The sequence below is a fragment of the Gordonia hydrophobica NBRC 16057 genome, from assembly GCF_001592365.1.
In the GTDB taxonomy this organism is placed as follows: domain Bacteria; phylum Actinomycetota; class Actinomycetes; order Mycobacteriales; family Mycobacteriaceae; genus Gordonia; species Gordonia hydrophobica.
This window is the reverse complement of sequence record NZ_BCWU01000017.1, coordinates 1-25,906: the sequence shown is the minus strand read 5'-3', so window position 1 is coordinate 25,906 and position 25,906 is coordinate 1. Positions and strand designations below refer to the sequence as shown.

Genomic DNA, 25,906 nt, shown 5'->3' with positions numbered 1-25,906 from the left:
CCAAACATGTCCGATACATTCCTCGAACCGGCCACCGACGCCGCTGACACGAGGATCCGCAGAACGCCGCGTCGCGCCTGGTTGATTCTGCCGCTCAGTGTGTTCGCGCTGTTCGTCGTCGTGGTGCTGAGCCTGTCGCTCGGCGCTCGCGCCACGCCGATCGGCGCCGTGATCGAGGCGCTGTTCGGCATCGGCGACACCGATGTCGCGAACATCGTCGGAGTGCTCCGCGTCAACCGGACGATCACCGGCGTGATCAGCGGTGCGGCGTTGGCCGTCGCCGGTGTGCTGATGCAGGCCATCACTCGGAACCCCATCGCCGACCCCGGGATCCTCGGGGTGAACGCCGGCGCGTCGTTCGGCGTGGTCGTAGGGCTCGCGGTGCTCGGATCCGCGGGTGTCGGCAACACTCTGGTCTTCGCCCTCGCCGGTGCGTTCTTCGCCTCCGGCGTGGTGCTGATGTTCTCGGCGAGCCGCTTCGTCGCCGGCTCGCCGGTCCGCCTCACGCTGGCGGGCGTCGCGTTCGCGGCAGTACTGAGCGGCGTCACTCACTCGGTGATCCTGCTCGACGAAGCCGTGCTCGACTCGTTCCGCTTCTGGCGCGTGGGGTCGCTGGCCGCCCGGACCGCATCCGAGGCGCTGCCGGTGGTCTGGATCGTCGTCGTGGGGCTGGTCGGTGCATTCGCCCTGTCATCGGCCCTCAACGCGATGGCGCTCGGCGACGACACCGCGCGCGCCCTGGGCGTGCGCCCCGGACTGGTGCGCGCCTGGGGCCTGGTCGCGATCGCACTGCTCTGCGGTGCGGCGACGGCGATCGTCGGTCCGATCGCCTTCCTCGGCCTGGCCGTCCCGCACCTGGTGCGGGCGCTCGTGGGTCCCGACCTGCGACTCGTGATTCCGGTGTCCCTCATCGTCGGTCCGTGCCTGCTGCTGACCGCCGACATCCTCGGCCGCCTCGTCGGACAGGGGCAAGAGGTCCCGGTCGGTGTGCTCACCGCCCTCATCGGCGGTCCGGTGCTGATCGCGTTCGTGGTCGGTGCGCGGCGATCGGCGCTCTCATGACCGACCGGACGCGTCTGGGAATCCGCATCCTGAAGGCTCCCGAGCATGCGTTGACCAGCGATGACCGCGTACTCGTCGGCTCCGGCCGACGCTGGTCGCATCGGTACAGTCGGCGGACGCTGACGGTGGTCGTGGTGCTGACTGCGGCACTGGTCGGCCTGTTCATCGCGTCGTTGCTTCTCGGGGACTTCACCGTCACGGTTCCCGATCTGGTGAACACGCTCGCGGGTCGACCGCCCAGCCGACTCGCCGAGTTCTTCGTGATGGAGCGTCGCATGCCGCGGGCGCTGGTCGCGATGACGGTCGGTGCGGCACTCGCCGTCGCCGGAGCGATCTTTCAGAACCTCACCCGCAATCCACTCGCCAGCCCCGACATCCTCGGCGTCAGCAACGGCGCTTCCGTCGGCGCCGTCATCGTCCTCGTCGTGCTGCGCGGCTCGCTCGAACAGGCCGCTGTCGGCGCCGCGATCGGCGCCATCGCGGCCGCGGCTCTGATCATGGTGCTGACCATCCGCACCGGGTTGCACGGCGTTCAACTCGTCTTGGTGGGCGTCGCCGTCGCGGCGATCGGCACCGCGATCGTCGACTACATCCTCACGCAGGTCTTCGTCGCGAGTGCGGTCACCGCCCAGACCTGGCTGATCGGTTCGCTGCAGGGCGCGACCTGGAGCGACCTCGCACCGGTCGGCCTCGTTCTGATGCTGGTGACAGCCGTGCTCGTCGCCGTGGGGCCGGGGACCAGGATCGCCGACCTCGGCGACGCGACGGCCACGTCGCTCGGCGTCTCGATCACCCGCCAACGCTGGGTTCTGGTCACCGCCGCGACCGTCCTGGTCGCCGCGGGCGTCGCCGTGGGCGGTCCCATCGCGTTCGTCGCGTTGGTGGCGCCGCACATCGCCCGCAGTCTTTGCCGACAGAGCAGTTTCGTCGCATCGGCGCTGACGGGCGCGGTGCTCCTGGCGAGCGCGGATCTGATCGCGCTGTACGCGTTCGGAGTCCCGATCCCGGTCGGTGCCGTCACCATCTCGGTCGGCGGCGCCTTCTTCCTGTGGATCCTCGTCCGAGAAGGCGGTCGTCGTGGATGAGCGCCGTCCGGCGTACCGGGCTGTGGTGACCGCCGTCCGCGATCTCACACCGCGGATGCGAAGGCTCACTCTTTCCGCACCGGAACTCGCGGGACTGCTGCCGTCCGGACCCGATGAGTACCTCGGGCTGTTGATGCCGCAGCGTCCCGGACACCTCGTCGCGCTGCCCGAGCACGGGATCCACGCGAACATTCGGGCGGCCGTCGCGGCGCTGCCCGACGATCGACGCCCGGACCTGCGCTGGTACACGGTGCGGAACCACCGCGCGGAGTCGAGTGAGATCGACGTCGACGTGATTCTGCACGGTGACACCGGGCCCGGCAGCCGGTTCGCCACCCACGCCGTCGCCGGCACGACTCTCGGAGTGGTCGAGGGCGCCGCACTCTTCGCCGGTGCGGCCAGGGGTGTCACGTGGGTGATCGGCGACGAGACGGCACTTCCTGCCATGGCACGGATCGTCGAGACGGCGGCGGCCGGGGCGCGCCTGCACGTGATCGTCGAGACCGAATCGACCGCCGACGCGCTTCCGCTCGGCGACTGCGCCTCACAGACGTGGGTCACGCGCGGCGCGGGCCTGCCCGGGGCGGCGTTGGTCGACGCCGTGCGGCGGGCTCCGATACCGAGCGACGTGAACGCCGCGTGGGTGTGCGGAGAACAGGGCGTCACCGCGACGGTGCGGCGGCATCTCGTCGTCGACCGCGGCGTTCGTCCCGACCGGATCGTGTTCTCCGGCTACTGGCGGTGGGGACGCGCCCGCGGCTGACGCCGGGTCGCGGAAGGCGGTGTTCCCCGTCTCTCGGTCAGCGCACCAGGTAGCGGGCGCGGGGATCGGTGCGGGCCTGCCAGCCCTCCCGCTCCAATTCGGGCGTCGACGTTTCCTCGACCGGATAGCCGAGACAGAGATACGCGACGAGCAGCCAGTCGTCGGGGACGTCGAGGGCCGCGCAGACGTCGTCCGGTTCCATGATCGAGATCCAGCCGACGCCCACTCCGCGGGCTCGAGCCGCCAACCACAGACTGCCGACGGCCGTCACCACCGAGTAGGCGAGGGTCTCGGGCATGGTCTGGCGGCCGAGGCCGTGCCCCTGCGCGGTGCCGCCCTCGCAGAACACCGCCAGGTGGATCGGGGCCTGGTCGAGCCCGGCCAGCTTCAGCGACAGGTACTTCTGAGCACGTTCGCCGCGATATCCCTGCAGGGCGTCGGCGTTGCAGCGGGCGAACGTCTGCTTCACCACGGCGCGCGGTGCCGCCGAACGGACGTCGACCCACCGCCACGGCTGACTGTTTCCGACCGACGGCGACAGTTCCGCCGATCGCAGGATGTCGGCGACCACGGCGTCGTCGACCGGATCGGTCCTGAAGTGCCGGACATCGCGACGCCACCGGAGGAGTTCATCGAACTCGGCGACGAAGGCGCTTCCGAAATGCCCTTGCACGTCGCTCACCGTTCTCCCCGCCCCGTTCTCATCGCCTGCCCCTCATCGCCGCCCCATCCTATCCGGCGCGCGGGCGGCGTCCCCGGCAGCCGGCGCGGGGCCCGCAGGATCAACGCTGTGCCGAATCGCTTGAGACGGCCCGAAAACGGCGTCGGGCCGATCGACTCCTGGAACGCTGCACAGCATGGACACGAAGATGTTGGCCGACCGAGTCGCAATCGTCACGGGTGGAGGCCAAGGAGTCGGCCAGGGCATCGCACGCGCACTGGCGGCGCGCGGCGCGACCGTCGCCGTCGTGGGCCGCACCGCGAGCAAACTCGACGCCACGAAGGCGTTGATCGAGGAGGAGGGCGGGCGCTGCGGGACATTCGTCGGCGATGTCAAGGACGTCGACGCGATCGCCGCCATCGTCGAGGCGGTGGCCCAGCGGTGGGGCCGCATCGACATCCTCGTCAACAACGCTCAACAGGTGCCGCTCGGCGCGCTGCTGGAGGTCACCGACGACCGATTCCAGACCGGCTTCTCCTCTGGGCCGTTGGCCACGTTTCGCTTCATGAAGGCGTGTCACCCGCACCTCAAGGCATCCGGCGACGCCATGATCATCAATCTCACCAGCTCAACCACCAAGCGCTGGGACATGGCCGGCTACGGCGCCTACGCCGCCGTCAAGAGTGCGATCGTGTCGCTGACCCGGGCGGCGGCCGCCGAGTGGGGAGTCGACGGAATCCGGGCGCTGACCGTGGCGCCGCATGCCGAGTCGGCGGGTCTGGCGTGGTGGATGGAGGCCAACCCGGACGAGGCAGCCGCGTTCTTTCAGACCATTCCGCTGCGTCGTATCGGCGAATGCCGTGACGACATCGGCGTCGCCGTCGCCGCCCTGTGCGGACCGGAGTTTCGCTACCTCACCGGTGCGACGATCCCGCTCGACGGCGGTCAGGCCAACTTCACCTGACGCCGACGACCCGACACGACAAGCCGCTACCGGGACGCCATCACCGCGAGCAGTTCGTAGACGATGTGGGCGGCGGCGATGCCGGTGATCTCGGCGTGGTCGTAGGCGGGCGAGACCTCGACGACGTCGGCCCCGAGCAGGTCACGATCTGCCAGGGCCCGCAGTGTGCCCAGCAGTTCGCGCGATGTGAGCCCGCCCGCTTCCGGGGTTCCGGTCCCCGGGGCGAACGCCGGATCCAGGACGTCGACGTCCACCGACACGTAGACCGGCGCGTCGCCCAGCCGACGTCGCACCGTCTCCACCACACCGGCCACGCCGCGTATCTCGTAGGCGTCGGCGGTGACGACCTGGAATCCGAGAACGGCATCGTCGTGCAGGTCGTGCGCGGAGTACAGCGGCCCGCGGGTGCCGATGTGGACACAGCGGTGCAGGTCCAGGAGCCCCTCCTCGCTGGCGCGCCGGAACGGGGTGCCGTGCGTGTACGGTGCGCCGAAATACGTGTCCCAGGTGTCCAGGTGCGCATCGAAATGCACCACGGCGACGGGGCCGACCTCGTCGGAGATCGCACGCAGCACCGGCAGTGCGACCGTGTGATCACCGCCCAGCGACACCACCCGCAGCCCCTCGGACCGCAATGCGGCGACACCGGTTTCGATGCTCGCGAGCGCCTCCTCGATGTCGAAGGGGTTCAGCGCGAGGTCACCGGCGTCGACCACCTGCTTCGCCTCGAACGGTGCCACGGCCAGCGCCGGGTGGAACGGCCTCAGCAACCGCGACGACGCCCGGATGTGGCCGGGGCCGAATCGAGCTCCGGGTCGGTACGAGGTGCCTGCGTCGAACGGCATGCCGAGGACGGCGATCCCACCGGCGCGGGCGCCGACGGGGACCTCATCGATGCGAGGCAGGCGCGCGAAGGTCGCCGGACCGGCGAACCGCGGGATCCGAGTCGCGTCGACGGGCCCGAGTGGCTCTTCGGGATCGGACATCGCGGTGACCTCCTGGCTGAGAACCTGCATTCTCGATTCTGCCCGTGCGACGGTCTCGGCGTCGGCGAAAGGGCGGCCTCCATCGAGACCCGCCCCTGCTGTGCGCGGTCTACTGTTGTGGATGCGGCCTCATCCGCCCGAACTCACCGTTGACTGGAATCGAGGAAGTACCAATGAAACTCATGCCTAGCGCTGCGAACCTCCGACGCGCCCCGGTCCGGATCGCCGCAGGCGCCTTCATCCTGAACTCCGGCATCGGGAAACTCGCGCTCGACGACGAGAGCGCCGCGGGAATGCAGGGCATGGCAGCCGGCGCCATTCCACCGGTCGGCATGGTCAGCCCGGGCGTATTCGGGAAGGCGCTTGCGGGCGCCGAGATCGCGCTCGGCGCCGCGCTGCTCGCACCGATAGTTCCGGCCGCGGCGGCGGGAGCAGGCCTGGCAGCGTTCAGTGCGGGTCTGTTGACCATGTACGTCCGGACCCCGGGCATGCACGACGGGGCGTTGCGTCCCACCGAGCAGGGAATCGGCATCGCGAAGGACTCGTGGCTGCTCGGCATCGCCGCGAGCCTGCTGATCGACGCCGGCCTGTCCGGTGAGGGAATCACCACGCTCATCCCGCGGCGGTCGTGCAGCACCGATTGCGATGCGGTGGTCGACGGCGCCGTCGAGGCGTAGGGCCCGCCGACCACGGAGGTGACCGATGCGGATCGCCATGTTCCAGGGACCGGCCGCACCGGACGTCGTGACGGCGGCGGACGAGGTGGCGCTGGCCGCGACGAACGCCGCTAAGGCGGGCGCACAGATCCTGGTCTGCTCGGAACTCACCTGCACCGGGTACCGCGAGACGGCCGTCACCGAACCACGACCGGGCGGCGCCGCGCCGGGGCCGATCGCCGCGTCGATGGCCGCTGCGGCCCGGTCCGCGTCCATCGCCATCGCGTACGGGTACGTCGAACGGGTCGACGCCGCGGGCGACCGACCGCGGCTGCACAACGCAGTCGCGGTGGTCGGCCCCGACGGTCACGTGCTCGCGCACTATCGGAAGACCCATCTGTACCGGCCGCCGCACGACGCCGTCGCGGCGCCTGACGATCACCGATTCACGCCCGGTGACGACCTGGTGGTCCAGTTCCCACTCGGCGGACTGACCTGCGGGGTCCTGATCTGCTACGACGTCGAGTTCCCCGAGGCGGTCCGCGCGCACGCCGTCGCCGGAACCGACTGGCTCCTGGTGCCGACCGCGTTGGCTCGTCCCGACGACCACGTCGCGACGATGCTGGTGCCCGCGCGTGCGATGGAGAGCGGGCTGTTCGTCACCTATGTGAACCGGACGGGGGAGGAGCCCGGACGCGCGGGCGGCCCACCGATCGCGTACTGCGGGCTCAGTTGCACCGTCGCACCGGACGGCGTCGAACTCGTCCGCGCGGCCGCCGCCCCGGAACTGCTGGTCACCGATCTGGATCCGGCACGGCTGGCCGCGGCACGAGAACGCACCCCCTATCTCCGCGATCGACGAACCGACCTCTACGGACCAGCGCTCGACCGACGCCGGGACACCGAGTCGCGATGAACGATCGGCATCGCCCCGGCGGCTCGCCGTCGATGATCGGCCCCGACTTCCCGTTTCCCTACGACACGTTCCGCACGCACCCGGCCGGGATCGGCGCCGTGCCGGCCACCGCCTACGGCACGCCCGTCGCGGTGATCGGCGCCGGGCTCTCCGGAACCGTCGTCGCCTACGAGCTGGCCCGGATGGGACTGCGCCCCGTGGTCTACGAGGCCGAACAGATCGGTGGGCGGATGCGGTCGACACCGTTCGACGGCCACCCCGACAGCGTCGCCGAGATGGGAGCGATGAGGTTCCCGCCGTCGGCGACCACGCTGTTCGGCTATCTCGAGGAGACGGGCCTCGCGACGACGCCGTTTCCGAACCCGCTGGCGGACGTCACGCCCGACACCGTCATCGATCTCAAAGGCGCCACGGTTCACGGTCGCACGCTCGCCGACCTGCCTGCCGTCTTCGGTCGAGTGGCCCACGCCTGGGAGTCCACTTTGGAGCACGGCGCCGGGATCACCGCATTGCGCGCGGCTATCCGCAGCCGTGACCCGGCGGCGATCGCCGACCTGTGGCACCCACTGGTCCGCCGGTACGACGACACGAGTTTCTACCGATTCCTCACCGACTCGCCCCACCTGCGGTCGTTCGCCGATCGGGAGTTGTTCGGGCAGGTCGGCTTCGGCACCGGCGGATGGGACACCGACTTCTCGAATTCGATCCTGGAAGTGCTGCGCGTGATCGCCACCGCCGCCGACGACGACCACCGCGGGATCGTCGGCGGATCCGCGCAGCTGCCCCACCAGCTGTGGTCGAGTCCGATCCCCGGAGTCCGGCACTGGCCCGACGGGACCTCCGTCGCGTGGTTGCACGACGACGGCGTGCCGCTGCCCGCCGTCACCGCGATGGATCGCGTCGGTGGGAACCGGATCCGCGTGACCGACTCCGCGCGCGGCGTCGCGGACTACGCCGCGGTGGTGCACACCGCACCGGTGTGGCTGCTGCTCAGCACCATGCGCTGCGACGAATCGCTGTTCAGCGCCGCGCACTGGAGCGCGATCGAGCGCACCCATTACATGGGGTCGAGCAAAGTGTTCGTCCTGGTCGACCGTGCGTTCTGGCGTGACATCGATCCCGCTTCGGGACGGCAGGCGATGAGCATGACGCTCACCGATCGAATGCCGCGCGGCGTGTACTTGATGGACGGCGCTCTCGCAGGCACCGGGATCGACGACGACGGTCCCGCGGTGCTCTGCCTGTCGTACACCTGGACCGACGACTCGCTCAGGCTGTTGCCCCTCGACGCCGAGGAGCGCATGGACCTGATGCTGCGCTCACTGGCACAGATCTATCCCGGCCTCGACATTCGCAGCCACATCATCGCGCCGCCGCTGACCGTCTCGTGGGAGACCGAGCGGAACTTCATGGGCGCCTTCCGCGCGAATCTCCCCGGCCAGTACCGGTATCAGGAGCGCTTGTTCACCCACTTCATGCAGGACGGCGCCGAACCCGCTCATCGGGGCCTGTTCCTCGCGGGCGACGACATCTCGTGGACCGCCGGATGGGCCGAAGGCGCCGTGCAGACCGCGCTGAACGCCGTGTGGGGCGTCATGGCACACCTCGGCGGCGCGTGTGCTCCCGACAATCCCGGTCCGGGGGACCGGTTCCCGGAACTGCGGCCGCTGCGGCTGCCGGACGTGAGTTGACGCCGGAACTGCGCATGCGGCGCGATTACGCTATCCATGAACCGTCACCATCACTCGAGCGTGGGGAGCGCCTGCATGAGCGACTTCGACGACGTCGACACCGACGTCGACGACACACCGGCCACCGAACGGACGCGACCGCTCCGGTCCTGGAGGTTCTGGGCCGGACCGATCATCGTCGTCACGGTGGTCATGTCGGCGATGGCCGCCCTGTACCTGAGCAGCATCCTCGATCCGATACGGAGTCTGAACTCGTTCCCGATCGCCGTCGTCAACGAGGACACCGGGGCCACCGACCCCACCGGCAAACCCGTCAATCTCGCCGACGAGATCACCGCCGCCGTCGACGCGAAAGTCGACCCCGACCAGGTGGACCTCGAGTATCTGTCGTGGGACGAGACGGTTGAGCGGATGCGCGACGGCCGCTTGTACGGCGCGATCCGCGTGCCCGCGGACTTCAGTGCCAAGACCATGGCGCTGGCCCAGTCCAGCCTGACGACGACGTCGACGGAGCAGCCGACGATCACGGTGTGGACCAACCCCCGTTCGGCGACCATGGGCAGTTCACTGGTCACCTCACTGAGCGGCGAGGTGCTCGCCGAGATGAACAAGAACGTCGGCACCAAGATCACCGAGGCCGTCAACCAGAGTGCCGCGCAACAGAATCCCGCCGCGCAGGTCAGCGGCGCCGCCGCCGTCACCCTCGCCACCCCGATCCAGATCGTGCACGCGCAGTTCGAGCCGCTGCCGTCCGGTTCCGGACTCGGCCTCGCGGCGTTCTATTTCGCTCTGCTCGTCCTGCTCGGCGGCTTCACCGGCGCGATGCTCGTCAACACCCTGATCGACGGCTCGCTCGGCTTCATCGCATCGGAGATCGGTCCCCGCATCGTCGTCCGCAAGCCGCAGGGACTCAACCGCATCGAGGTGCTGGCCATCAAGTGGGCGGTCATGATCGGTACCGCCCTCGTGCTCTCGACCGCCTACGTCGGCGTCGGCGCCGCCCTGGACATGCACATCGACCACCCGTGGATCCTGTGGGGCTACAGCGCGCTCGCCATCTCGGCGGTCGGCGTCACCGCACTCTCGATCATCTCGGCGTTCGGCGGCATCGGACTGCTGATCAACATGTTCGTCTTCGTCTTCCTCGGCCTGCCGTCGGCCGGAGCGACCATCCCGCTGGAGGCGACGCCGCAGTTCTTCGCGTGGCTGTCGTCGTTCGAGCCGCTGCACCAGGTGTACGTCGGCATCCGCGCCATCGTCTTCTTCGACGCGCGCGGCGCCGCCGGTCTCACGCACGCGGTGATCATGACGATCATCGGCCTGCTGATCGGTGCCGCCGTCGGGCTCGGCACCGCGTACTACTACGAGCGGCGCGGGCTGCCGCGCCTGGGATTGCAGGAACTCGCCAAGGACTCTCGAGGAGAGTCGGCCGCCGTCGAAGGGTGACCGCGCGGGTTGTCCACAACCCCTGACCTGCGGCGTCGTTGCGATTCGCAGATCTGTGGACACCGTGTTTGGCGGGTTGTGTGATCCCGCTTACCGTCCTGCGCATGACTTTCAACGCAGAGCAGACACAGGCATGGTCGTCGGCAGATCTCGATCGTGTGCGATCCGAGCTCACCCACGGGTACCAGCGGATGGAGCAGACCGTCGCGGGGGAGGCCGACGGCGGAAACGTGATGACCCACACGATGCTCACCGGCGCCCAACTCGCAGTGGAGCGCGCCCATCCGACGTGGCTGTCGTCGAGCAGCGTGAACACCCTCACCTCGATGCTGACCGCGCCGGCGATGACCGACTCGCTGATCGCGGACGGTCACTACGGATTCCTGATCTTCGAGCGACCGATCGCCCAGACCACGCTCGGCTCCGCGGAACCGTCCGGGGTCGCGCCGATCAACGGTCTGGTGTGGTGGGCGGCCGAGTTCGACGGTCACGGTTTCCGTCACGAGTCGCAGGAGCCGAACATCGTCGTGGTGCATGCGCTGTCGACGCGCGTCAGCAGTGAACTGCCGTGGCAGCCGATGGTCTGGGAGGACTCCGAACTCACCGACCTCGGGATGTTCCCGCTGCCGTTGGCGATGGAGATGACGCCGCCCACCGTCACACAGGACGATCTCGCTCCCGCCATCGGCCTGCTCTTCGCATATGGGCAGGCCGTGGAGTCGGGGCGCGTCCTGTACGCCGATGTGGAGGGCTGCTCTCCGCGGCGACCGATTCCGCGAGAAGTCGCGGTGGTGTATCCCGACGCCGGGTGAGTCCGGGGGGGGACTCGCGGGGGAGAACGAGGGGTGGGGACGCCACGATCACTGGTGCAGTGCACCGGGTGATCGTGGCGTCCCCGTGTGTCGATCGTCGACACGTCGAATCCGGCCCACGTGATACTTGGACGTCATACCATTGCAGCGTCGGCTCTCGCCCAGACCACCACCCGGAAGGCATTCCATGACCGAGAAGATCACCGCCCTCGACCTGCCGGCCGCGGAGCTGAGCGCTCAGACGCGCAAGTACTTCGACGTCTGCCGCGAGAAGCTCGGCATGGTCCCGAATGTGCTGCAGGCGTACACCTTCGACGAGGCCAAACTCAACGCCTTCACCACGAGTTACAATGATCTGATGCTCGGCGACTCCGGGCTGTCGAAGCTGGAGCGGGAGATGATCGCCGTCGTGGTCTCCTCCATCAACAAGTGCTACTACTGCCTGACCGCACACGGAGCCGCCGTCCGCCAGTTGTCCGGCGACCCGGATCTGGGCGAGATGCTGGTGATGAACTTCCGAGCCGCGGATCTGTCCGACCGACAGCGCGCCATGCTCGAGTTCGCCGAGAAGCTCACCGAGCAGCCTGCGAAGATGGAGGAGGGCGACCGGCAGGCCTTGCGCGACGCCGGATTCTCCGACCGCGACATCTTCGACATCGCTTCCACCGCGGCGTTCTTCAACATGACCAACCGGGTCGCGAGTGCCATCGACATGCGGCCGAACCCGGAGTACTCCGCGCAGTGGCGGTGAGAGGCCACTGCATGTCGCGCTCCTGCCTCACGGGTAGCTGATACCGGTGTGCGTCTCGGCGAAGCTCCACAGACGCCGTCCCAATGCCGGGTCGCGGACAACGTCGATACTGGGGACCCGCACGGGCGCACCAGTGAGTTGGAAGGGGCCCGAGGGACCGAAGTACTCGCCGCCGACGGCGGTGGGATCGGTGGCGGCCCGCAGCGCCGGGAGGGCACCGTCGTCGGCGTCGTTGACGAACAAACGCAATGCGGGCCACAACAGTTCACTGTGGTACGCGCGTTGAATCAGTCGGTTTCGATCCCGCATGACGCCGGTCCGCGCGGCACCGGGATGGGCGGCGAGCGAGATTGCCGCAGAGCCGATTGCCGAGAACCGCCGATCCAGTTCTTGCGCGAAGACGAGTTGCGCGAGCTTGGTTTCGGCGTACGCCCGCATCGGCGGATGATGTCCCAGGCCGAGCGTGGTTGGGTCGATGTGCTTCGAGCGGTGCGCGAGGCTCCCGATCGTGACCACACGGGCCGCCTGCGCGCGCTGCACTCCTGCACAGAGACGCCCGATCAGCGCGAAATGACCGAGGAACGTCGACGCGAAGCCGAGCTCCACGCCGTCGGCGTCCCGGACGATCTCCGTGGGGATGAAGCCTGCGTTCGCCACCACAAGATCGATGGTCGGGTGTCGAGCATTGATGTGGTCGGCACATCGTTCGATTGACTCGGCATCCGCGAGGTCGAGCGCAACCACTCGGATGTCGGCGGTCGGGTATTCGGCGAGGATGTCCGCGCGCACGGCCCGAGCAGTCTCTGCTGTACGGCAGGCCATGACGACCGTCGCGCCGAGTCGCGCCAGCGCGCGTGCCGTCGCTGCGCCGATACCCGAGTTGGCGCCGGTCACGACCGCGACGCGCCCGGTCTGGTCGGGCGCGTCGTCGATCGTCCAGCGCGTGCCGACACTCCGTTGCGCCATGGTGTTGACCTCCTCGCCACGATGTCGTCCGGGCGCGTGGATCCGAACGGACCCACGCGCCCAGACGAAGATTATCGTTGACGGGTCGATTCAGGCGCCGCAGGACACGAGTGCAAGGCACGAGTCACGAGCACGCCCGCGGACGATCCGATTTGGCGTAGCACCGAAGTGCAGGCTCCGAGTCGACTCGCTGATACGTCAAGCCGGCGAAGTCGGGACCTGCCCCTGCCATGGTGGCCGTGTAGTTGGCGGCAGCCTTCTGTGCGCTCAATCCCGGCAGCGTGCTGTCACCGCACACGCGGCGATTCACTCTGGCAGGCTGAGCGGCGCCCGCATGGATGAGGGCATCCTCGGCGAGGGCGTAGACAACCGCATCGCCGGTTGCGCCGACGTGATCGACGACGCGTCCCGGACAGACGCTCTGCACTCGAATGTTCTTGGCATTGCCCGACAGACGTGAGACCGACAGCGGTGTCTGTGGAAAGACGAACTCGTCAGTCTGAGAGTAGATGCTCGTATAACTGATGTCGCCCGGCGTCTGATCGCCCGAACTCAAAGCCGTCAGAAACGTTGAGCCCTGGCGCATCTGCCACATCGACGGCACGCACTGACCCACCGAACACGTCGCACTCGAGAGGGCGGCACCCCGGTTCGGCGCCTCGATGGCGATCAGGTCATCAACGTTCTCGCGCACGTCCGGCCAGTAAGTCACCGCCCAGCGCGCCTCGAGCGGCCCCTGCGAGAAGCCGATGATCGACACGTCGCTCCGATATCGTTCGACCATCGTGCGGACAGCGTTGACCACATATTCGGTGGAAGTTTGAATATCGGCGAGGCCGCGGTCGCGCAGGTCCACTGTGCAGACGTGGAATCCCGCCTTCGACAATGCGGGCACGTAGTTCCAATTCCACGCCTCGGCACCGGTTTGCGAAGTGCCCGGGATCAGCAGCACGCTGCGATCTCGTGTCACCGTTGTCGATGCGGAGCAGTGGAGCGCGGCAGCAAGTCGGCTGAGCGGGGTCGACAGGCGCGGCCCCGTGGATGCGGTGTCCGCGTGACTCGTCGCCGATCCCAGAAGTGCCGCGGTCACGGCCGCCGCCACTGTGATCGGCCAGATCGCCCAGTTCCTGCGTCGACGGTGCCGAGCAGGTCGTCGAGGCGTTCCCTGCCTGTGATCAGAGGTCATGGATGATGACTCCGCGAATGTTCTTGCCGTCCCGAAGGTCCTGATAGCCCTCGTTCACCTGCTCAAGGGAATACGTCGTGGTGACGAGTTCATCGAGTTTCAACTGTCCGGCGTCGTACAGCCGGAGGAGCCGGACGATGTCGTATTGAGGGTTCGCCGAACCGAAAAGACTGCCCTTGATTGATTTCTCACTCAATGTGAGGTCCAGTCCAGGCCAGTGCACCGTGAACTTCTCCGGGCTCGCGAGTCCGACGATGACTGCTGATCCACCCTTGCCGAGTGATGCGATCGCCGCGGAGACGGTGTCCTCGTCGACGGTTCCGACCGTCACGATCGCGACATCGGCACCCTGGCCCCAACTGAGTTCGGTGAGCTTCTCCTGCGCTTCCGCTGCGGTGGCGAACGCGTGGGTGGCCCCGAACTGACGGGCGGTATCACGTTTGAGTTGGACGGGGTCGACGACGATGACGTACTTGGCCCCCGCGTGCACCGCGCCCTGCACTGAATTCATCCCGATGCCGCCGATGCCGTAGATCACGACGATGTCTCCGGCGCGGACGTTGCCGGTGTACACCGCCGCGCCCCACCCGGTCGGGACACCGCAACCGACGAGGACGGCCTTGTCCAGAGGCAACCAGTCGTCGATCTTCACGACGGAGTGCTGCGAGACCGTCGCGCGCTCGGAGAACGTCCCGAGCATGCACATGCCGCCGAGGTCCTCGTCACCGTTGTGGAACCGGAATGAGCCGTCGGGGAGCGAACCTTCAAGAATCGTCGCGCCGAGGTCGCACAGGGATTGCCGACCGGTGGAGCAGTACCGACACGTGCCGCAGTTGGGGATGAAACTGCAGACCACGTGGTCGCCCGGCTTCACTTTGGTCACGCCCGGTCCGATCTCCTCGATGATCCCGGATCCTTCGTGTCCGCCGACCATGGGGAAGCGCGGCGGAAGGTCGCCGTCGGTGAGATGCAGATCCGAATGGCAGAGCCCGGCCCGCCGTGAACTTGACGAGTACTTCACCGGCCTTGGGGCCGTCGAGCTCCAGTTCCACGATTTCGAAGGGTTGCCCGACCCCGGTGAGAATAGCGGCTTTCGTCTTCATAGTGCGACGTCCTTTCAAAGTGATGACGGTCACGGTCGACCACCGAGATCATCGTCACTCCGGACACGGTGCGATAACTGTCCGAGATTCCGACACTTGCACCGCGGCACCGTTCGGTCAGACGGACTTGGTCTCCGCTATCGACCGCCGTTCAGACCACGACAGGGGCGGCGGGGTGACGTCGATCGGGCCGACCGACCTGACGGGTGTGACCGCGTGCCGAGCGCCCGCTCGACTCATGTTGAGCGGACCGAGTGCCCGCCTCTGCGCGTCCTCACGAAGTCCGGCCGCCTTCGCCGGCGATTCACAGCCCGCCTCGCTGTCGTCCGACTCGATGACACGTCGGCTGACCGGGTGATTCACAAAGTCTCCACACAGTCCTCTCAGACATGCGATACGGTCGAATGGTGAATCAAGGGGAAATGCTCTGAATTCTATATGGGAATTCATCTCGCACCGCCGGTCTCAACTCGTGGTGGATTCTTATCTGCACGTGAGCGCGGTCATTCAATGTCTACTGTTGGCCACGGTCATCGGCGTCGCAGTCGGGATTCTCGTCTATCGCAGTCCCGCCGGTTCCGCGATCGCCACGGCGCTCTCCAGCACCATTCTCACCATTCCGTCATTCGCTCTCTTGGGGCTGCTGATTCCGGTCGTCGGTCTCGGCGTCCCGCCGACGGTCATCGCGCTCACCCTGTACTCGCTCCTGCCGATCGTGCGGAACACGATCGTCGGGCTCGGCGCGGTCGATCCGGCGATCACTGACGCGGCCAAGGGCATCGGCATGAACCGTGTGCTGGTCCTGGCTCGGGTGGAACTGCCGCTGGCCTGGCCCTCCATCCTCACCGGCATGCGGGTGGCCACCCAGATGGCGATGGGAATCCTCGCGATCGCGGCCTACGCCAAGGGCCCCGGACTCGGCAACCTGATCTTCTCCGGCCTGTCGCGCGTCGGCAGTCCGACAGCTGTCCCGCAGGCCTTGACCGGCACCGTGCTGATCGTGATCCTCGCGTTGATCTTGGACGGGATCTACGTGGTGATCGGCCGGTTGACTACTTCGAAAGGCATCCGTTGAGCGTCGAGAAAAGCACTCCGGACAATGGGATCTCAGGCGTCGAAATCGTGCTCGATCACGTCTCCAAAACGTATCCCGGACAGTCCGAACCCGCCGTTGCGGACGTCTCATTGACGATTCCCGCAGGCGAATTCGTGGTCTTCGTCGGTCCGTCGGGCAGCGGCAAGACGACGACGATGAGAATGATCAACCGACTCATCGAACCGACGTCGGGAACCATCACCATCGGCGGCCGTGACGCCCTCTCCATCGATCCGAACAAACTGCGTCAGAGCATCGGATACGCGATTCAGCAGGGCGGTCTCTTTCCGCACATGACCGTCGCGCAGAACATCGCGGTGGTCCCGAAGTTGCTGAAGTGGGACCGCAAGCGGATCGCCGACCGTGTGGAGGAACTGCTCGACACCGTGGGCCTGGACTCCGCCGAGTTCGCCGATCGTTTTCCCCGGCAGCTCTCGGGAGGACAGCAGCAGCGCGTCGGCGTCGCCAGGGCCCTCGCCGCAGACCCTCCGGTCCTGCTGATGGACGAGCCGTTCGGCGCCGTCGACCCGATCACCCGCGGCCTGCTGCAGGACGAGCTGATGCAGATCCAGGCCGAGGTCCGTAAGACGATCGTCTTCGTGACGCACGACTTCAGCGAGGCTGTGAAACTCGGCGACAAGATCGCCGTCCTGGGGCAGCGCTCGTCGGTCCTGCAGTACGACTCGCCGGAGGCCATCCTCGCCAATCCCGCCGACGAGACCGTCGCAGGCTTCATCGGGCAGGGTGCATCCCTGCAGCAACTGAACCTGCTCAAGGTCCGCGACATCGACCTCGAGCAGCGCCCGACCGCGCACGAGAACGACTCGGTCGCCGAGTTCGCCGCGCGGATCGGCAATGACTGGGGCATCATCCTCGACGCCCGCGACCGGCCGGTCCGTTGGACCGACCGCAAGCACCTCGCCGGTGTCTCGTCGCTGCGTGGCATCGGACTCCCGGTCGGCGAGCTGGTGTCGACGTCGTCGACCCTGCAGGACGCACTGGAGGCGATCCTCGCCGAGCGCAATGCGTCGGCGGTCGTCACCGCCGCACGAGGGCGCTACCACGGCGTGGTGACGATCGAGACGCTCATCGAAACCATCCGGTCGCTGCGCGAGCAACACGAGGACGATCCAGCGATCTTCGAGCCCGACCCGTCCGAGAGCCCGACCTGATGGCGACGCGCACCACGCCCGCCGAGTCCGGAGCACCGGATTCCGGTTCGTCGGGTCGTACGACCGCCCTGCAACTCCTGATCCAGCCGGCCGTCGCGGTGCTGCTCGCCGTCGGCGTCCTGGTCTGGGCCTTCAGCCGCGACCTGACGGCAACCCAGCAGGCGACCATCAACGGCTCGTACATCACGCAACTCACCGGCGAGCACCTGGCGCTCACCGCGGCGATCGCGGCGATCGTGCTCGTCGTGGCAGTCCCGCTCGCGATCATCGTGACGCGTCCGCGCTTCCGCTGGCTCGCCCCGTTCTTCATCGGCATCGCGAACATCGGTCAGGCCGCGCCCGCCATCGGGCTGCTGGTCCTGTTCTTCCTGTGGACCGCGGCGACCGGCTTCTGGATCGGCGTCCTCCCGATCGCGTTCTACTCACTGCTGCCCGTGCTGCGAAACAGCATGCTGGGTCTGCAGGAGGTGGACCCGGCCATCACCGACGCAGCCAAGGGACAGGGCATGTCCGAGCTCAAGGTGCTCGGCAAGGTGGAACTGCCGCTCGCCGTCCCGTTCATCCTCGCGGGCCTGCGCACGTCGCTGGTGCTCGCGGTCGGCACCGCCACCCTGTGCTTCCTGGTCAACGCGGGCGGCCTCGGCATCCTCATCGACACCGGATACAAGCTGCGCGACAACGTTACGCTCGTCGTCGGCGCGCTGCTGTCGGTGGCGTTGGCGCTCGCGGTGGACTGGCTCGGAGCGCTCGCCGAACGCTATCTGTCTCCGAAGGGACTGCAATGATCCGCACCGCGCCAGGTCGGGTGCACCGCCTACGCCGACGCGTGACCGTCCTGATCGCGGTCTGCGGCCTCCTCGTCAGCGTCGCAGCGTGCGGTCTGCAGTCCGGCGGCGCGCTTCCGCTCCGGGTGAACCCGGGCTCGGTCACCGTCCAGCCCGACCTCGACGGTCAGACGATCACGGTAGGCTCCAAAGACTTCACCGAGCAGGTCATCCTCGGGTACATCCTGGCGTTCGTCCTGTCGGCGGGCGGCGCCGACGTCCGCGACCTGACGAATATCCAGGGCTCCAACAGCGCACGTGACGCGATGCTGGCCGGTCAGGTCGACACCACGATCGAGTACACCGGTACCGGCTGGATCAACTATCTCGGACATGAGAAGCCCATCTCCGATGCGACGCAGCAGTTCGACGCGGTGCGCGACGAGGACCTCGCCAAGAACGGCGTCGTCTGGATCGATCCCGCACCGATGGACAACACGTACGCACTCGCGGTGAACCAGGCGAATATGGAGAAGACCGGCGTCAAGACGCTGTCGCAGTATGCGGCACTGGTCAAGAGCGACCCCGCGGCGGCGTCCACCTGCCTGGAGACCGAGTTCCGCAGTCGTCAGGACGGCTTCCCTGGCATGGCGGCGAAGTACGGCTTCGACCCGGCTGCCGCGCACACGCAGATCCTGCAGACCGGCATCATCTACCAGGCCACCGCGAACGGGAACTGCGCGTTCGGTGAGGTGTTCACGACCGACGGTCGCATCAAGGCGCTGAACCTGACCGTGCTCGAGGACGACAAACAGTTCTTCCCGCACTACAACGCCGCGGTGAACATGCGCAAGGAGGTCGCCGAGAAGTACCCGTCGATCGCCCGGCTGATGAAGCCGGTGATGGACGATCTGACCTCGGACGAGATCACCGAACTCAATCGTCAGGTGGACGTGGGCGGCGAGGAGCCCGCCGATGTGGCCCGCGACTGGCTGAAGAAGAAGGGCTTCGTCACCTACTGAGGTCGGTGCGCGAGGCTCAGACGCCGAACGCAGGCGGGTAGGCGACGGTCCCGGCGGGCACCGGAGCGCCCGGAGTCGACGGCATTGCCATGAACGCCTCGTCGGGGACGTCGAAACCGGCGGTCACGCCGAATCGTGACGCTGGCACGAAGCCGAACCGCGGGTAGTAGTCGGCGTGGCCGAGTATGATCACCGCGCCCTCACCACGCTCGCGGGCGGCGCCGAGCAGCGCCGTGATGGTCGCCGTCCCGACGCCGGTCCGCTGGTACTCCGGGAGCACCGAGCACGGAGCGAGCGCCAGCGCGTCCGCACCGTCCACGTGGCAGCGGGTCAGTAGTGCGTGGCCGACGACCACGCCGTCCACTTCGGCGACATACGACAAGCCGTCGATCCACGCGTTCGCATCAGCCCGCAGCGCCTCGACGAGGTCTGCCTCGTCCTGGGAGGGAAACGCCGCGACGGTCACCGCCCGAATACCCGTGACGTCGGCCGGCGTCTCGGGGCGGACAGTCCACGGCGTAGTCATCGGAGGCTGTCGATCGACGATCGAGCATGGACACCATCATCACCGAACCCCATGCACAAACGGTACAGCAGGTCGGTATGCATGGCGTCGATCTGCGGCCGAGCGAGCAGCCCACTCGACGCAAGCATCACCACGCCGTGACAGGCGGTCCACACTTCGCCGGCCCACAGCGCGGGGGAGTAGCCGCCGTCCGGTTCGAATCGTCCGTCTGTCACGCACGCCTCGATCGATTGCCGGAAGACGTCGAAGACGTCCTCGGCCGGATCGCCGTCGTCGTCGGGCGGTTGGTCGACGAACATCACGCGATAGCGCGCTCGATTATCGGCGCCGTAGCGGACGTAGCGGGTCGTCAGGCGTGCGAGGTCAGCGACCGGATCATCGGCCTGATGACTCGTCCGCAGAATCTCCAGGAGTGTGTCCAGCTCGCGCCGTCGGACGTCGCGATGCACCTCGTCCATACCGCCGAAGTAGGTGTAGACCGCAGTGGTCGACGTTCCCGCCTCCCGAGCGAGCCGCCGGGCGCTGAGCGCCTCGCGCCCTTCGGTGCCGAGGATCGCGATCGCGGCCTCGGACAGGGAGTTCCGGACCGTCAGGTCGAGCGCACGGGGACTCATCGCGTCCGCCTGTCGACGCGGATCGACCATGCCCACACGATCACCGTCACAGCCCAGAGCGGGTAGTTCACCACCAGCCGCGCGAGTGCCATCGCGCCGACCTGGTCGTGCTCGTACAACCAGATCTGGGCCGTCGAGCGGACGCCGAACGACGCCGCTGCCACCAATGTCGCGATGGTGTAGGCACGCAGCGCAAGCCGATTGTCGCGCCACGCCATCGACCGCCGATTCACCGCGCTCCACAGCACGCCGGCGAGCGGCCATCGCATTCCGACGGACACGAGCAGAACCGCAGCGCACAGGATGTAACCCCAGATGTCGGGGAGGAAGTAGTTACGCGCGTCACCGGTCCACAGAGCCAGCGTCGACGACACCGCGCCGCCGATCACACCACCGATCGCCGGGCGCAGCGATTGACCTCGCGCCGCTCGAACAACGACGATCACCATCGATGCGGATACTGCCGCGATGACCGCTGCCCGGATGCCGAAGACCTCGTGTGTCGTCACGAACACCAGAGATGGAATCGCGGACTGGACGAGTCCGGGCAGTCCGCCGATCTGATCCCAGACGGATTGTCTCGACGACCGGGCACGGCGCTCTCGCGAGTCGGACGGTGCGTCCGCTTGCGTGCGTGGGAGAGTTCCGCGCTGCGCCATACCACCGTTATATAACGGTGTTTCACTACGCGCAAGGGTTGCTAGCGGGACTGTACGATCTGCTCGACCAGGATGTCGGCATGACCCGCATGCCTGGCGAACTCTTCGATCATGTGCTGCAGTACGTATCGCACGCTCACCGGCTCGTCGCGTGAGTTCATCACGACGTCATCGGCGTCGAACCTAGCCGCGATGCGTCGCGACTCGGCGCTGGCGCGACGGAACTCGGCGATCACGTCATCGAGACTCTCAAAGTCGTCGACCAGGTAGCTCTCTTCTCCGGGGTTCGCGGGGCCGTCGCACTCAGTACGGCGATCGAGGAACCACTGGAACCAGAAGCGCTCCACCGCGGCCGCGTGCTTGATCAATCCGATCGGCGTGGTCGCGGACGCAACAAGCCTCTGTCGACTCTCCGCGTCGGACAGTCGTGCCACCGAGGCGATCAGCGCCTCCCGATTCCGGTCGATGGTGTCGTCCAAGATCGCGCGTTCGGATCCGCGATATGTCGGTGTCATGCGTACTCCTCTCCGAGATCTCCGCGTCGACAACTAGCCGTGAGGCGATCCCGCGCGCGCCCGGTCGCGTACGACCGTAGCCGGTCGCCGTGCGGACCGCGGCCGCATGAGCGCATGCCTGTACCCCTGGCCGGCGGTTTCGCCGGTCAGGCGGTCAGGAGGCGAGCGAGGTGGGCCTCGACGCGAGAGTCGTGCGGGGCGGGCGGAGCGTGAGGCCCGAGGTCGGGGAGCAACTCAGCGTGGTGGATCTGGTTGACCCGCCAGTCCCGTCGGGTGTCGGCAGGTACCGGCCGCCAGGCGACGCGTCCAGCGTAGGGACCATCGAGCAGGATCGTGGTCTCCCACTGGCCGACCTGGTGGCCGACCGAGCGGTTGTGCCGCCCGCATGCGGCGCCGAGGTTGCCGATGTCGGTGGCACCACCGTCGCGCCATTCGGTGAGGTGATGGGCCTCGGTCCGGGCGAACGGGGCCGAGCATTCGGGGGCAGTGCATCCGCGGTCGCGGGCGAACAGCATCAACCGTTGGTCCTTGGACGCCAGGCGGCGGCCCCGTCCCAACCACAGGGCCTGGCCGGTGGCCGCGGAGAACACCGCCAGATGCGGGTGCACTGCACCGGCGACGTGCACCAATTCGGTGACCGGCAGTCGGGTACCAGTCGCGGTGACCGCGACCCCGGCTCGCACAGCCAACTCCTGGTCGGTGACGGTCACCACCAGTTCGGTGGAGAGGCGGTCGGCCGCCACCCCGGACGCGGCGTGCGCGGTCTGCAGAATCGCCAGCAGCGCATCATGATTGCGCTGACCCGCGGTGCGGGTATCGCGGGCGGCGGCCGCAGCCAGGGCGACCGGATCGGCGGCATCGGCGGCGCCGCGAGGGGAGTCGAGGTCCTCAGGGTTGTTCATTCCGAGGGCGGCCCACTGGCCGAGCAGGACTTCGAGGTTGGCGCGCAGTTCGGGGCTGAGCTGGGCGCGGACCTTGCTCATCAACCGCCGGTCCTGCGGCATCAGGATCAGGCCGCGAAGGCGGGCGCGGTCCCGGTCGTCGGTGACCTGCCCATCGGGGTCCAGATGGGCCAGCAGACGGTGCCCGGCCTGCGCGACCCCGGCGGGGGACAGGTCGCGGGCGATCGCCGCCAATTGGGCTTCGGCGCGCGCCCGGGTGTCGGGGTCGACAGCGGATGGAATGCGGTCCATGATCGCCGCAATCTCGCGGACGTGGCCACCGCCGATGGCACCGTCGACGACGGCAGTGGCCGTCGCCGGCAACCGCGGGTCCAGGGTTCCGCCGGAGAAGGAGGAGAACTGGCCGATGGCGTCGGCGACGATCCGACGCCGCTTGGCTTCGCCGTCACCGACCCGCAGGTGCTGGGCCAGGAACTGATGCACCGAGAACAGGCCGACCTTGCGGGCCGCGTTGCGGTCGGAGATCTCGACCAGCATCGCCGCATCGGCACCGTCGAGGCGACGACGCGCGGACTCCATCACCTCGGCAGTGGTGACCAACTCGTCCTCGGTCACCGCCGCAAACCGGGCGGCAGCGAACTTGGCCGCCACCGCATCCATCAAGGAGGCCAACGCCACCGGATCGTCGGGCAATTGCATCGGAGTATTCATGCTGATCACCTCCTTCACCATGATGGGTAAGAACGCTTGTTCGAGCCTTTGGAAGGAGACTATCGCGACCCTCCGACAATTTCGGATGCCGAACGCTGCGATCGCCCGCGACCCGCTCACTCCACTTGTTGCGCGTCATTCCTTGCGAGGCAATGCGCGAACCTGATCCAGCGCATGTTCGACGAGGGCAGGAAGGTCTTCCGTGTCTGCATCGACGTCGAACGAGCGCCAGTTGCGCATCCGCCGGCCGGGCATGGCGTCCTTCACCCGCGGATCCGAGTTCAACCACGCGGCACCAGGATCGACTCGCACCAGCAAGCCACGATTGCCCACCGCAACCGTCATATGTCCGTGCACGATGAAGGCGAGGCCGCCGAACATCGCCTTTTCAGATGGCGCGAAAGCAGAGAGCAGGCTGCGCACCCGCTCGGCGAGACGCTCATCGACTGCCATGCGGCCCAGCGTAACCCGCTCAGCGCATACCCAGCCGAGAACTGCGTAAGAGGCTCTTCCGAACAACGACGATGACCATCGATGCATCGGCCGTAGACTTTCACGGAGAACTCAGCGCTCAGGACTACTTTCGGAGGCCCCATCAAAAAGCTCGGCACTCGAACACGGCATCGTCACCGACTCCACACAGGCGGGCTTCGTGGCAATCATTGAGCGACTTCGCGCCGAACGAGGCGTCCAGCGGGTCGTGCTCGGCTGCACCGAGCTCCCGCTGGTTCTGGACGACGTGAGCAGTCCCGTGCCTTGCCTCGACCCGGTCGAGGTCCATTCCCGCGCCCTCGTTGCAGCCATCGTCGACCAGTAGGACAGGACCGCGCAGCCCTGTCAGTGCACCGCTGTCATCGGCCCAGTACATCCCGCAAGTCGGAGAAGACCTCCGGAGCGCCGGCGACGATCCAGTTGCCCTCGAGCAAGGAGGCCGGGGTCAGGAAGTCGCTGACGACTCCGCCGGCGGACTCGATCACGCCCACGGCGCCGAGGCAGTCCCAGGCGTTGATGTGGTGCTCGACGTATCCGAGCAGCCTGCCGCAGGCCACATACGCCAGCGCCAATGCCCCGGAACCGGCGTGGTAAAAGCGTCCACCGGACCGCAACAGGCGGTCGAGCACCGGCACGAGCTCATCGGCTCCGACGCGTGGGGAATCGGCAATCCCGACCATCCCGTCGTCCAACGAGGCACCCACCGTCGGGCTGATACTCCGTCCATTCAGCGTCGCGGGCAGAACCTTCCCGCCCTCAAACCATTCGTCGAGGGCCGGAGCGTAGACCAGGCCGAAAACGACCTCACCGTCGCGGACGAAGGCCACCGAGACACACCACGTGGCCATGCCGAGGACGAAGGGCTGCGTCCCATCAATCGGGTCGACCACCCAGAGCCCATGCGTTCCGTTCGCCTGCGCTGCATCGACAGCTGTCGTTGACAGACCGGACTCCTCACCCAAGAAATCGTCCCCGGGGAAATCGGCCAGTACCCCTTGCCGGATGAGCACCTCGATCGCCTCGTCCGCCTCGGTGACAACGTCCTGGGGTCCCTTGGAACGGACGTCCAGCTCGGATATCTTCCGAAAATGAGACATAGCGACGTCACCAGCCTCGCGGACGACCCTCCGGGCGACCGTCAGTCGGACCGCATCCATCGCCGTGCACTCCACAGCACTCCTTTCCAACGGCACCGGCCCTCTTTCAGCAGCTGTCATTGTCGTCGACGGCGGACTCTGGACGACGATCACCATCCACCCCCACGATATCCAACGATGAAGTTGCAGTGAGGGCTGCAGCGATGGTCAATTGCGAGCAGAACACGGAGTCCAGCCCAAGTCGGTCAGCCCGCGATTAGGACAGCACATTGAGTGAACCGAGGGGCGGTGAGGACGTCGGAGTTTAGGCCGGGGTCGTAGTCGTCGCGGCCGAGGTAGCGTCACTGTAGAGTTCGCGGATGCGGTTGGCGGCGAGGAGTCGTTCGACAGCGACGAGTGCTTGTTGGTCGGAACCTCGGCAGTGGTGTCGTCAGGGTGGTCGGCGCTCACTCGGCGCGACGTTCCTTGATCGGTGCGTGGCTCTGACGGATTTCCGACAGGATTCGGTCGCGTTCGTCAGCGAAGGTGGTGGTGCCGTTGGCCAGTCGGTGCAGGGCGTCGACGTCATCATCGGTCAGCGGCATGCCGGCCATGGTTGCGGCGGCGGAGGCGCTGGCGATGTGCCGCTCGGCCGGCAGCGCGGCGATACGGTCGCGCCGCTCCTGTGCGGTGAGGAATCGCTTTTCGGTCATGCTGTTCCCTTCGCTCGTCGAGTCTTCAGTGTAGGTCGTGGCGGGGAGCATGGCGGGCTCGTCCTTTCCGTTGAATGGTGGTGTGGTGGTCCATCGGGTTAGAACAGGGACGGTTGGTTCTTGTGCGCACGGGATTGATCGCGACCAACAGGACCGAGCCGACCTGTCGGGCCCATAGAATTCACCCCAGTTCGAGACCACTTGGAATGCAATTGGCATCTCGTAGTCCCACGGCAACTTCCGATTATATCGTCACAGTGACGATATAACAATGGATAGAGTCCTTGTCATCGACGACTCAGGGGAAGCCTTGCCGTCGACGACCCAGGAAGCAGGATCGAACCAAACGCCAATTCCTCCGGCCGTAGATACACGATCATGATCGACCAATCATCAATCGCTGCCACTACGGAGGCTCGACTTTCCATTCGTCGGCCTCACGGCGACAATCCGCGCACCCACAGATGACAACTCGCCAAATCGGATGACGATTCACAAGAAGAAGCGAGAGAGAGAGATCTTTCATCTGCTTCTACTCGTACTACTTTACTGGTAACCACTCGTATCACTTTGTCTCGAGTCCAAACCAGCTGAGG

General features: G+C 67.2%; 27 protein-coding genes and 1 pseudogene. 15 read left to right on the top strand and 13 right to left on the bottom strand.

What is annotated here, in order from left to right; translation table 11 throughout:
• The first annotated feature begins 6 nt into the window (after positions 1 to 6).
• From GH2_RS20190 to GH2_RS20180, 3 genes are read left to right on the top strand one after another with little or no spacing between them, the layout of a single operon-like run.
• On the top strand, positions 7 to 1,062 hold the full coding sequence (locus GH2_RS20190) for a FecCD family ABC transporter permease (protein ID WP_084247665.1): 1,056 nt from the start codon (positions 7 to 9) through the stop codon (positions 1,060 to 1,062).
• Positions 1,059 to 2,147, top strand: coding sequence for a FecCD family ABC transporter permease (locus GH2_RS20185; protein WP_066172171.1), 1,089 nt, complete (start codon positions 1,059 to 1,061; stop codon positions 2,145 to 2,147). Before GH2_RS20190 ends, GH2_RS20185 begins: the two co-directional genes overlap by 4 nt.
• Positions 2,140 to 2,910, top strand: a complete 771-nt coding sequence (locus GH2_RS20180) for a siderophore-interacting protein (RefSeq protein WP_244885449.1) — start codon at positions 2,140 to 2,142, stop codon at positions 2,908 to 2,910. Before GH2_RS20185 ends, GH2_RS20180 begins: the two co-directional genes overlap by 8 nt.
• 37 nt (positions 2,911 to 2,947) lie before the next feature.
• Here the strand turns inward: GH2_RS20180 and bluB are convergent, their stop codons facing one another.
• Positions 2,948 to 3,592, bottom strand: a complete 645-nt coding sequence (bluB, locus tag GH2_RS20175) for a 5,6-dimethylbenzimidazole synthase (RefSeq protein WP_066172168.1) — start codon at positions 3,590 to 3,592, stop codon at positions 2,948 to 2,950.
• Between the two features lie 175 nt (positions 3,593 to 3,767).
• Here bluB and GH2_RS20170 point away from each other — a divergent pair, with 175 nt between their 5' ends.
• Positions 3,768 to 4,535, top strand: coding sequence for an SDR family NAD(P)-dependent oxidoreductase (locus tag GH2_RS20170; RefSeq protein WP_066172166.1), 768 nt, complete (start codon positions 3,768 to 3,770; stop codon positions 4,533 to 4,535).
• Between the two features lie 26 nt (positions 4,536 to 4,561).
• Here the strand turns inward: GH2_RS20170 and speB are convergent, their stop codons facing one another.
• On the bottom strand, positions 4,562 to 5,521 hold the full coding sequence (gene speB / locus GH2_RS20165) for an agmatinase (protein WP_066172258.1): 960 nt from the start codon (positions 5,519 to 5,521) through the stop codon (positions 4,562 to 4,564).
• Between the two features lie 173 nt (positions 5,522 to 5,694).
• Here speB and GH2_RS20160 point away from each other — a divergent pair, with 173 nt between their 5' ends.
• From GH2_RS20160 to GH2_RS20135, 6 genes are all read left to right on the top strand, one after another.
• Entirely contained in the window at positions 5,695 to 6,198 is a 504-nt protein-coding gene (locus GH2_RS20160) for a hypothetical protein (RefSeq protein WP_066172165.1), read from the top strand.
• A 25-nt stretch (positions 6,199 to 6,223) separates the two neighbouring features.
• Entirely contained in the window at positions 6,224 to 7,093 is an 870-nt protein-coding gene (locus GH2_RS20155; protein ID WP_066172164.1) for a nitrilase-related carbon-nitrogen hydrolase, read from the top strand.
• On the top strand, positions 7,090 to 8,784 hold the full coding sequence (locus GH2_RS20150; RefSeq protein WP_066172163.1) for a flavin monoamine oxidase family protein: 1,695 nt from the start codon (positions 7,090 to 7,092) through the stop codon (positions 8,782 to 8,784). The genes GH2_RS20155 and GH2_RS20150 overlap by 4 nt, the downstream gene beginning before the upstream one ends.
• A gap of 75 nt (positions 8,785 to 8,859) precedes the next feature.
• On the top strand, positions 8,860 to 10,230 hold the full coding sequence (locus GH2_RS20145) for a YhgE/Pip domain-containing protein (RefSeq protein WP_066172162.1): 1,371 nt from the start codon (positions 8,860 to 8,862) through the stop codon (positions 10,228 to 10,230).
• 104 nt (positions 10,231 to 10,334) lie between these two features.
• Positions 10,335 to 11,042 carry a hypothetical protein gene (locus GH2_RS20140; protein WP_157086173.1) on the top strand — a complete coding sequence of 236 codons (708 nt, stop codon included), beginning with the start codon at positions 10,335 to 10,337 and terminating at the stop codon, positions 11,040 to 11,042.
• Positions 11,043 to 11,229: 187 nt separating this feature from the next.
• Complete coding sequence (locus GH2_RS20135; RefSeq protein WP_066172160.1) at positions 11,230 to 11,793, top strand: peroxidase-related enzyme; 564 nt, start codon at positions 11,230 to 11,232, stop codon at positions 11,791 to 11,793.
• Positions 11,794 to 11,820: 27 nt separating this feature from the next.
• Here the strand turns inward: GH2_RS20135 and GH2_RS20130 are convergent, their stop codons facing one another.
• From GH2_RS20130 to GH2_RS20120, 3 genes and pseudogenes are all read right to left on the bottom strand, one after another.
• Positions 11,821 to 12,759 carry an oxidoreductase gene (locus tag GH2_RS20130; protein ID WP_066172159.1) on the bottom strand — a complete coding sequence of 313 codons (939 nt, stop codon included), beginning with the start codon at positions 12,757 to 12,759 and terminating at the stop codon, positions 11,821 to 11,823.
• 124 nt (positions 12,760 to 12,883) lie between these two features.
• Positions 12,884 to 13,711 (bottom strand): alpha/beta hydrolase, encoded by an 828-nt coding sequence (locus GH2_RS20125; protein WP_066172158.1) that lies wholly within the window; start codon positions 13,709 to 13,711, stop codon positions 12,884 to 12,886.
• A 223-nt stretch (positions 13,712 to 13,934) separates the two neighbouring features.
• Positions 13,935 to 15,048: pseudogene (locus GH2_RS20120) on the bottom strand (NDMA-dependent alcohol dehydrogenase).
• Between the two features lie 472 nt (positions 15,049 to 15,520).
• On the opposite strand from GH2_RS20120, the gene GH2_RS20110 reads away from it, so the two are divergent.
• Genes GH2_RS20110 through GH2_RS20095 form a run of 4 tightly spaced genes read left to right on the top strand, consistent with a single transcriptional unit; the run spans position 15,521 to position 19,102 of the window.
• Positions 15,521 to 16,123 carry an ABC transporter permease gene (locus tag GH2_RS20110; RefSeq protein ID WP_066172156.1) on the top strand — a complete coding sequence of 201 codons (603 nt, stop codon included), beginning with the start codon at positions 15,521 to 15,523 and terminating at the stop codon, positions 16,121 to 16,123.
• Complete coding sequence (locus tag GH2_RS20105) at positions 16,120 to 17,316, top strand: ABC transporter ATP-binding protein (protein ID WP_066172155.1); 1,197 nt, start codon at positions 16,120 to 16,122, stop codon at positions 17,314 to 17,316. The genes GH2_RS20110 and GH2_RS20105 overlap by 4 nt, the downstream gene beginning before the upstream one ends.
• Complete coding sequence (locus GH2_RS20100) at positions 17,316 to 18,101, top strand: ABC transporter permease (RefSeq protein WP_066172154.1); 786 nt, start codon at positions 17,316 to 17,318, stop codon at positions 18,099 to 18,101. The genes GH2_RS20105 and GH2_RS20100 overlap by 1 nt, the downstream gene beginning before the upstream one ends.
• A complete protein-coding gene (locus tag GH2_RS20095; RefSeq protein ID WP_066172153.1) occupies positions 18,098 to 19,102 on the top strand; it encodes a glycine betaine ABC transporter substrate-binding protein in 1,005 nt (334 codons plus the stop codon). Before GH2_RS20100 ends, GH2_RS20095 begins: the two co-directional genes overlap by 4 nt.
• Positions 19,103 to 19,118: 16 nt before the next feature.
• Here GH2_RS20095 and GH2_RS20090 read toward each other — a convergent pair whose 3' ends face one another.
• The 6 genes from GH2_RS20090 to GH2_RS20065 all read right to left on the bottom strand — a co-directional run bounded on the left by GH2_RS20090 (position 19,119) and on the right by GH2_RS20065 (position 23,482).
• Entirely contained in the window at positions 19,119 to 19,628 is a 510-nt protein-coding gene (locus tag GH2_RS20090; RefSeq protein ID WP_066172152.1) for a GNAT family N-acetyltransferase, read from the bottom strand.
• Positions 19,625 to 20,272, bottom strand: coding sequence for a TetR/AcrR family transcriptional regulator (locus GH2_RS20085; protein ID WP_157086171.1), 648 nt, complete (start codon positions 20,270 to 20,272; stop codon positions 19,625 to 19,627). The genes GH2_RS20090 and GH2_RS20085 overlap by 4 nt, the downstream gene beginning before the upstream one ends.
• Positions 20,239 to 20,751, bottom strand: a complete 513-nt coding sequence (locus GH2_RS20080; protein WP_244885448.1) for a DUF3159 domain-containing protein — start codon at positions 20,749 to 20,751, stop codon at positions 20,239 to 20,241. The genes GH2_RS20085 and GH2_RS20080 overlap by 34 nt, the downstream gene beginning before the upstream one ends.
• A 191-nt stretch (positions 20,752 to 20,942) precedes the next feature.
• Positions 20,943 to 21,416: a DinB family protein gene (locus GH2_RS20075; protein WP_066172149.1), complete on the bottom strand. Its 474-nt coding sequence runs from the start codon at positions 21,414 to 21,416 to the stop codon at positions 20,943 to 20,945.
• A gap of 146 nt (positions 21,417 to 21,562) precedes the next feature.
• Complete coding sequence (locus GH2_RS20070) at positions 21,563 to 23,029, bottom strand: HNH endonuclease signature motif containing protein (RefSeq protein WP_066172255.1); 1,467 nt, start codon at positions 23,027 to 23,029, stop codon at positions 21,563 to 21,565.
• Between the two features lie 135 nt (positions 23,030 to 23,164).
• On the bottom strand, positions 23,165 to 23,482 hold the full coding sequence (locus GH2_RS20065) for a hypothetical protein (RefSeq protein ID WP_084247664.1): 318 nt from the start codon (positions 23,480 to 23,482) through the stop codon (positions 23,165 to 23,167).
• Positions 23,483 to 23,567: 85 nt separating this feature from the next.
• Here GH2_RS20065 and GH2_RS22150 point away from each other — a divergent pair, with 85 nt between their 5' ends.
• Positions 23,568 to 23,846, top strand: a complete 279-nt coding sequence (locus GH2_RS22150; RefSeq protein WP_084247663.1) for an aspartate/glutamate racemase family protein — start codon at positions 23,568 to 23,570, stop codon at positions 23,844 to 23,846.
• Between the two features lie 34 nt (positions 23,847 to 23,880).
• On the opposite strand, the gene GH2_RS20055 is transcribed toward GH2_RS22150, so the two are convergent.
• Together GH2_RS20055 and GH2_RS20050 are read right to left on the bottom strand one after the other, a co-directional pair.
• Positions 23,881 to 24,774 carry an inositol monophosphatase family protein gene (locus tag GH2_RS20055; protein WP_084247662.1) on the bottom strand — a complete coding sequence of 298 codons (894 nt, stop codon included), beginning with the start codon at positions 24,772 to 24,774 and terminating at the stop codon, positions 23,881 to 23,883.
• A 290-nt stretch (positions 24,775 to 25,064) separates the two neighbouring features.
• Positions 25,065 to 25,361 carry a hypothetical protein gene (locus GH2_RS20050; protein WP_066172145.1) on the bottom strand — a complete coding sequence of 99 codons (297 nt, stop codon included), beginning with the start codon at positions 25,359 to 25,361 and terminating at the stop codon, positions 25,065 to 25,067.
• Positions 25,362 to 25,906 lie beyond the last annotated feature (545 nt).